Origin of the sequence: Streptomyces nanshensis (assembly GCF_001751255.1) — a bacterium.
GTDB lineage: Bacteria > Actinomycetota > Actinomycetes > Streptomycetales > Streptomycetaceae > Streptomyces > Streptomyces nanshensis_A.
Window position 1 is genome coordinate 1 of sequence record NZ_LJGW01000339.1, and the last position, 7417, is coordinate 7417.

Below are 7417 nucleotides of genomic sequence, written 5' to 3' on the forward strand. Positions count from 1 at the left end.
CCCAAGCGCCGCCCGCGCACGCCGGTCCTGGTCGCGGACCACGGCCGCACGGTCGGCCGCGAGGAGCCCGCCGAGACCGCGGAGACGGACGAGACGCAGCAGCGCCCGGAGCGCGGCGACCGCCGGCGCACGGACCGTCCCGGAGCATCGGACCGCCACGGAGCCCCGGAGCGCTCCGCTTCGGCAGAAGGCTCCGCTTCGCCGCCCACGGCGCCTTCCGCTTCCGGTACGGTCTCCGGACTGCCCCGCAGGGTCCGCCAGGCGAGCCTGGCGCCACAGCTCAAGCGGGAGCCGGAAGAGGGCGCCGCGGGCCGCACGGGCGGCGGCGCTCCGTCCGAGGATCTTGCCAACCGCGACGCGGAAGAGGTACGCAGCCGGATGGCATCGCTCCAGCGTGGCTGGCAGCGCGGACGCCGGGACAACGCCGGAGCGTCGGGGGACGAGGCGACGGACTCAGCACCAGGAACGACACCGGAGGGGGACGGTCGATGACCGCACCGAAAGGCACGGAGAGCACCGCTTCTGGGAGCGGCGAACTCAACTGGCTCCTGGACGAGTTGGTCCAGCGCGTCGGCAGCATCAGCAAGGCTCTCGTGCTCTCCGGCGACGGCCTGCCCCGCGGCGCGTCCATGGACCTGACCCGGGAGGACGGCGAGCATCTGGCCGCCGTCGCGTCCGGGTTCCACAGCCTCGCCAAGGGCGTCGGCCGGCACTTCGGCGTCGGCGGCGTACGGCAGACGGTCGTCGAGTTGGAGGAGGCGTTCCTCTTCGTGACGGCCGCGGGCGACGGAAGCTGTCTCGCCGTCGTCGCCGAGGCGGACGCCGACGTGGGGCTGATCGCGTACGAGATGACCCTGCTCGTCAAGCGGGTCGGCGCCCACCTGGGCACCGCCCCCCGTTCGGGCCCGCCGAGCCGCACGAGCGGGAACTGACGGGAATCTGAACGGGACAGAGTGATGACGGACCGCTGGTTCGACGATGCCGCGGGGCCTGTGGTGCGCCCGTACGCCATGACGCGCGGGCGCACCCGCAGCAGTTCCGACGAGGCACGTCTCGACCTCATCGCGCTGGTGATCGCCCAGAGCCGGGACGGTGAAGGGGACGCGAAGCCCCCCGGAAGCGTCCGGGAGAGCGGCGAGAATCACGGGCGTTCGGCCGGCGGGGAGAACGACGGCACCGAGGACCACGCGGACGTGCTCGCGGACAGCTCACTGGCTCCCGAGCACGTCGACATCGTCATCCAGTGCCGCCGCGCTCCGCAGTCCGTCGCCGAACTGTCCGCCGAACTCGACCTGCCCGTCGGCGTCGTCCGCGTCCTCATCGGGGACCTCATCGACGCCGACTGGGTCCGCGTCAGCAGGCCCGTACCTCCGGCGGAACTGCCGGACGAAAGCATTCTCAGAGAGGTAATCGATGGTCTTCGGGCGCTCTAAGCGAAACCAGGCGGCGTCAGCCGAACCGGTGACGCTGAAGCTCCTCGTGGCCGGCGGCTTCGGCGTCGGCAAGACGACCCTGGTCGGCTCCGTCAGCGAGATCAAACCGCTGCGCACGGAGGAGACGCTCACCGAGGCGGGGCGCCCGGTCGACGACATCGCGGGCGTGGAGGCGAAGTCCACCACGACCGTTGCGATGGACTTCGGGCGGATCACCATCAACGACGCCCTGGTGCTCTATCTGTTCGGCACACCCGGCCAGGACCGCTTCTGGTTCCTGTGGGACGAGTTGGCGTACGGCGCGCTCGGCGCGGTGGTGCTCGTCGACACCCGGCGGCTGGAGGACAGCTTCGCCGGCATCGACTACTTCGAGCGCCGCCGCATCCCCTTCACGGTGGCCGTCAACCACTTCGACGACGCCGAGCTGTACCCGGCGGAGTCCCTCCGCGAGGCCCTCGACCTGGACGAGGAGGTGCCGGTGATGGTGTGCGACGCCCGGAGCCGGGGGTCCGTACGGGACGTGCTGGTCTCGGTGGTCGAGCACGCGATGCGCCGCGCCGCAGCCGGTCAGCAGCCGGAGCCCCGCCCCGAAGCGGTGAGCTGAGGAACGCCACCGGGACGGAACGAGGCTCCGGAACCGCGGTCTCCCGCGGCGGTCGGAGGGCGGTGCGGAAGGGCCCCGACGGGGCCTTGACTCCCGTACGGCAGAGGGAAGTCCAACGCCCTCGGGCCGGCCCCGCCCGCCGTGTGTCAGTCGCCCTCCTCCAGCCAGCCGAAGCTGCGCTCCACGGCCTTGCGCCAGTTGTGGAACTCCTTCTCGCGCTTCTCCTCGTCCATCTGCGGCGTCCACACCGCGTCCTGCTTCCAGTGGCTGCTCAGCTCGTCCAGATCGGACCACACACCCGTGGCCAGACCCGCCGCGTAGGCGGCGCCGAGACAGGTCGTCTCCGCCACGACGGGACGGATCACCGGCACCCCGAGCACGTCCGCCTGGTGCTGCATCAGCAGATTGTTCGCCGTCATCCCGCCGTCGACCTTGAGGCTGGTGATGTGCACGCCGGAGTCCTGGTACATGGCGTCCACGACCTCACGGGTCTGCCAGCTCGTCGCCTCCAGCACGGCCCGCGCCAGATGCCCCTTGGTGACGTAGCGGGTCAGACCCGCGACGACGCCGCGCGCGTCCGAGCGCCAGTACGGTGCGAACAGCCCGGAGAACGCGGGCACGATGTACGCGCCGCCGTTGTCCTCGACGCCCGCGGCCAGGGTCTCGATCTCGGCCGCCTCGCCGATGATGCCGAGCTGGTCGCGGAACCACTGGACGAGGGCGCCGGTGATGGCGATCGAACCCTCCAGGCAGTACGTGGGGGGCTCGCCGTCCAGTTGGTAGGCCATCGTCGTCAGCAGCCCGTTCTCGCTGGGCACCGGCCGCTGCCCGGTGTTGAGCAGCAGGAACGAGCCCGTGCCGTAGGTGTTCTTGGCGTCGCCCACCCCGAAGCACGTCTGGCCGAAGAGCGCGGCGTGCTGGTCGCCGAGCGCGGAGGCCACCGGCACCCCGGCGACCTGGCCGTGCGCCGTGCCGTAGACCTCCGAGGAGGAGCGGATCTCCGGGAGCACGGCGGCGGGCACGTTCATCGCGTCGAGGATGGACTGGTCCCACTGGAGGGTCTCCAGGTTCATCAGCATGGTGCGCCCGGCGTTGGTGACGTCGGTGACGTGCACCCCGCCGTCGGTGGCGCCCGTGAGGTTCCAGATCAGCCACGAGTCGATGGTGCCGAAGGCGATCTCCCCGGCCTCGGCGCGCTCCCGCAGCCCCGGCTGGTTGTCGAGCAGCCAGGCCACCTTGGGCCCGGCGAAGTAGCTCGCCAGCGGCAGGCCCGTACGGTCACGGAAGCGGTCCTGGCCGTCCGCGCCGCCCAGTTCGGTGCAGAGCGCCGCGGTGCGGGTGTCCTGCCAGACGATCGCGTTGTGCACCGGCTTGCCGGTCTTCCGGTCCCACAGGACGGTCGTCTCGCGCTGGTTGGTGATGCCGAGCGCGCTGAGCTGGTCGGCCCGCAGCCCGGCCTTGGCGATCGCCCCGGCGACCACGGCCTGCACCTTTGACCAGATCTCGGTGGCGTCATGCTCCACCCACCCCGGCTTGGGGAAGATCTGGCGGTGCTCGCGCTGGTCGACGGCGACGGGGGCGCCGTCCTGGTTGAAGATGATGCAGCGGCTCGACGTGGTGCCCTGGTCGATCGCTGCGACGAACTTGTCCGACATGGTCGCGTCCCCTTGTCCGAACCGGAGTGCTGGAGTTGATTCCGGGGCCCGCGGGCCCGGGTCAGAAGGCGAGTTTGAAGACGCCCGCCGCTATGGCCGCGCCGATGAGCGGACCGGCGACCGGGACCCATGCGTAACCCCAGTCGGAACCGCCCTTGTTGGGGATCGGCAGCAGCGCGTGGGCTATCCGCGGCCCCAGGTCGCGGGCCGGGTTGATGGCGTACCCGGTCGGGCCGCCCAGCGAGAGGCCGATGCCCGTGACGAGCAGCGCCACGATGAGCGCCTGCGTACCGTTCTCGGCGAGCGCCTTGGTCGCGCCGAAGGCGAGCAGCGGCAGGACGAGCGCGATGGTGGCGACTATCTCCGTGGCCAGGTTGGCGCCCGGGTTGCGCACCTCGGGGACCGTGGAGAAGTTGCCGAGCGTGTCCTGCGCGAACTCGGGATCGGCGTTCGCGGCGAACTGTGCGTAGTACGCCACCCACACCAGGACCGCCCCGATCACGGCGCCGAGCATCTGCGAGCCTATGTAGAGCGGCACCTTGCTCCAGTCGCCCGTGTCGATCGCGAGGCCCACCGTCACCGCCGGGTTGATGTGCCCGCCCGAGAGCGGAAGCGCCGTGTACGCGCCGGCGAGGACGCCGAGGCCCCAGCCGAAGGCCACGACGATCCAGCCGGAGGCGGCGGCCTTGGAGAATCTGAGATTGACGGCGGCACAGACACCGGCTCCGAAGAGGATGAGGATCGCGGTGCCGATGACCTCGCCCGCGAAGATGTCCGTGTTGGAGAACTGGCTCATGACGGCTCCTAGTCCCTCGGCCGGGGCCGGGGCCCCGGGTCGTCGCGTCGGGATGGTGCTTGATCTGGCACGGAGCCGGCGCCAGGGCAGAGGGCCGCTGCTCACGGTCCGGCGCGCCACCCCGCCCGGTCTCCGTGACGAGCGTGTCGGCAGTGTTCATCGCGGCTGAGGGACCGTCAAGGGCACGCACATCATGGCCGGGGCACCTCGCGGAGGTCATCGACATCGCCCCCGTGTCGGGGCGATCGGCCCCGTATGTCCCCCCGGATTCCGGGGACTGCGCGACGGCGCTTCGGCCGGCCGCGTCCCCTTGCCCGACGGCTCCTGTCCCGGCCCCGGCCCGTACGCTTCCGGTTCCGCTTCCGCTTTCGTACGGACGCGGCTTCCGCTTCGTACGGCCGCCGGACCTGCACGCCCGTTGACACCGGCGGCGGGCGGCCGGAGACTCCGGCCAGGCGTCCACGGGCAGTCCGCCCGTGCGGCGTGCACGACCCTGCTCGCTGTGCCCGGCGGTTCCCCGCCGCCCCGGCCCCCGCGGCAGCGAGCCTCGCACCACGGCCGCCGCCACCCGGGAGGACCCATGACCATCCACCGCGACCTGTTCATCGGCGGCCGGGAGGTCCCCGCCGTCTCCGGACGCCGGGCCGAGGACCACAACCCGTGGACCGGCGAGGTGTACGCCACCGTCGCCGCGGGCGGAGCCGAGGACGTACGCCGGGCGGTGGCCGCGGCCGACGCGGCGTTCCCGGACTGGGCCGCGACGGGTCCCGCCGAGCGGCGTGCCGTCTTTCTCAAGGCCGCCGACATCCTGGACTCCCGCGGCGACGACGCCGCCACGCTCATGGCACAGGAGGCGGGCGGCAGCCGCCCCTGGGCGCTGTTCAACGTGCAGCTCGCCGCCGGGATGCTCCGCGAGGCCGCCGCGGCCGTCACCGCGCCGCGGGGCGAGGTGCTCACACCGCAGGACGACGGGACGCTGAGCCTCGCCGTCCGCGAACCGGTGGGCGTCGTCGCGGCGTTCGCGCCCTGGAACGCCCCGGTCATCCTCGGTACGCGCGCCGTCGCCGCGCCGCTCGCCGCCGGCAACGCCGTCGTCGTCAAGCCGAGCGAGGACGCCCCGCTGGCCTGCGGCTACTTCGTCGCCGACGTACTGCGCGAGGCCGGTCTGCCCGACGGCGTGCTCAACGTCGTCAGCAACGCCCGCGAGGACGCCGCCGAGGTCGCCGAGGCGCTCGTGGACGAACCGGCCGTGCGCGCCGTCAACTTCACCGGATCGACGAACGTCGGACGGCGCATCGGCGACCTCGCCGCACACCGACTCAAGCCCGCCGTACTGGAGTTGGGCGGCAAGAACTCCGTCGTCGTCCTCGACGACGCCGACGTGGACCACGCCGTCGACGCCGCCACGTTCGCCGTCTTCATGAACGCCGGACAGATCTGCATGTCCGCCGACCGCATCCTCGTCCACGCCTCACTGGCCCAGGAGTTCACCGAGAAGTTCACCGCCAAGGTCGCCTCCCTCCCGCAGGGCGACCCGGGTCAACCCACCACCGTCATAGGCCCGTTGGTGACCGCCGCCTCGGCCGAGCGGGTGGCGGCGCTGATACGGGACGCCGTCGACCGGGGCGCCGAGGTCCTGACCGGGGGAGGGGCGCCGGAGGGCGCCGTGCACCCCGCGACCGTGCTGGCCGGTGTCGCCCCCGGCATGGAGCTGTACCACGGCGAGGCGTTCGGCCCGCTCTGCGCGATCACCGCCTTCGCCGACGACGACGAGGCGGTGGCGCTCGCCAACGACACCGACCACGGCCTGACCTGCGGCATCCTCACGGAGAACGCCACGCACGGACTCGCCGTCGCCCGCCGCATCCGTACCGGCATCGTCCACGTCGGCGACCAGTCCGTCGCCGACGAACCGCAGGTGCCCTTCGGCGGTTTCAAGGCATCCGGCTACGGCCGGTTCGGCGGACGCTGGGGCATCGAGGCGTTCAGCAACACCCGCTGGGTCACCGTCGCCACGCGGCACCCGCACTATCCGTTCTGAGCGCCGGGTCCGCCCGGGGCGTCCGTCCTCGTCACCGGTTCGCCCCGAACGGACCGCGGCACACGGCCCGTTCAGCGGTGGTGCTGCAACGCGCGGCGCCAGACGGGGAAGTCGAAGTATGTCTCGGGGAAGGTCTCGTCGGTGAGCGTGAAGTGCCACCACTCCTCGGGGAGGTTGGTGAACCCGGCCTTCTCCAGCGTCCCCTTCAGCAGCATCCGGTTCGCCCGCTGCTCGCCCTTGATCCGGGGATCGGCGGTGTGGGAGAGGGTGTCGAAGCAGTCGAAACCGGTGCCCATGTCGAGGGAGTTGTCGGGGAAGCGCTCGTCCTTCGGGGCGAAGCACGGCACCAGCGGCTCGCCCGGACGGTAGGGACGGGTGGGCTTCGCGGGCAGCCGCACGAGCGTCAGATCGACCGTACTGCCCCTGCTGTGGCCGGACTTCTCCGCGATGTAGCCGTCCTCGAAGAGCCGGTCCTTCTCCACCCGCGGGTAGAACTCGTCCTTCATCCGCTGGTCGTCCAGGTCCTTCGCCCACGCCACGAAGTGGTCGACGGCCCGTTGCGGGCGGTAACAGTCGTACACCTTCAGGGAGTAGCCCCGCTTGAGGAACGAACGCTGCGCCGTACGCAGGGCGTCGGCCGTGTCACGGGTGACGATGCACATGCCCTGCCGGTAGCCCCGTACGTGGTCGGCACCGGTGAAGTTGTGCGGCGTGCGATAGCGCATCTCCTGCAGGATGGTCGGCGCGACGTCGCGCAGCGCGACGAACTCCCGGGGCGCGGACGGGTCGTGGGACGCGTGGCGGGAGGTGCCGGCGCCGTGCGCACCGGCCGGAGCCGAGGCGGACGCCGTCGAGGGCGCCGATGCCGTCGGCGTGCCCGGCGGGGTC

The 7417-nt window shown here is 71.9% G+C and carries 7 protein-coding genes and 1 pseudogene; 5 read left to right on the forward strand and 3 right to left on the reverse strand.

Features of this window, described 5'->3' with window-relative positions:
* The 4 genes and pseudogenes from AN218_RS36860 to AN218_RS20235 all read left to right on the forward strand — a co-directional run.
* A pseudogene (locus AN218_RS36860) lies at window positions 1-492 on the forward strand (histidine kinase); the annotation flags it as partial.
* Window positions 489-932: a roadblock/LC7 domain-containing protein gene (locus tag AN218_RS20225; protein WP_070018309.1), complete on the forward strand. Its 444-nt coding sequence runs from the start codon at window positions 489-491 to the stop codon at window positions 930-932. The pseudogene AN218_RS36860 and the gene AN218_RS20225, both read left to right, overlap by 4 nt.
* 24 nt (window positions 933-956) lie before the next feature.
* On the forward strand, window positions 957-1433 hold the full coding sequence (locus AN218_RS20230) for a DUF742 domain-containing protein (protein WP_070018310.1): 477 nt from the start codon (window positions 957-959) through the stop codon (window positions 1431-1433).
* The gene (locus AN218_RS20235) at window positions 1414-2037 is read left to right on the forward strand and encodes a GTP-binding protein (protein ID WP_070018311.1); all 624 of its coding nucleotides are present in this window, start codon (window positions 1414-1416) and stop codon (window positions 2035-2037) included. The genes AN218_RS20230 and AN218_RS20235 overlap by 20 nt, the downstream gene beginning before the upstream one ends.
* 146 nt (window positions 2038-2183) lie before the next feature.
* Here the strand turns inward: AN218_RS20235 and glpK are convergent, their stop codons facing one another.
* On the reverse strand, window positions 2184-3692 hold the full coding sequence (glpK, locus tag AN218_RS20240; protein WP_070018312.1) for a glycerol kinase GlpK: 1509 nt from the start codon (window positions 3690-3692) through the stop codon (window positions 2184-2186).
* A 61-nt stretch (window positions 3693-3753) separates the two neighbouring features.
* Window positions 3754-4488 carry an MIP/aquaporin family protein gene (locus tag AN218_RS20245; RefSeq protein ID WP_070018313.1) on the reverse strand — a complete coding sequence of 245 codons (735 nt, stop codon included), beginning with the start codon at window positions 4486-4488 and terminating at the stop codon, window positions 3754-3756.
* A gap of 580 nt (window positions 4489-5068) precedes the next feature.
* Between AN218_RS20245 and AN218_RS20250 the strand changes: the two genes are divergently transcribed.
* A complete protein-coding gene (locus AN218_RS20250) occupies window positions 5069-6529 on the forward strand; it encodes an aldehyde dehydrogenase family protein (RefSeq protein ID WP_070018314.1) in 1461 nt (486 codons plus the stop codon).
* Window positions 6530-6600: 71 nt separating this feature from the next.
* Here the strand turns inward: AN218_RS20250 and AN218_RS20255 are convergent.
* Window positions 6601-7417: M15 family metallopeptidase (locus tag AN218_RS20255; RefSeq protein ID WP_070018315.1), on the reverse strand; the 817-nt coding region annotated here is incomplete at its 5' end.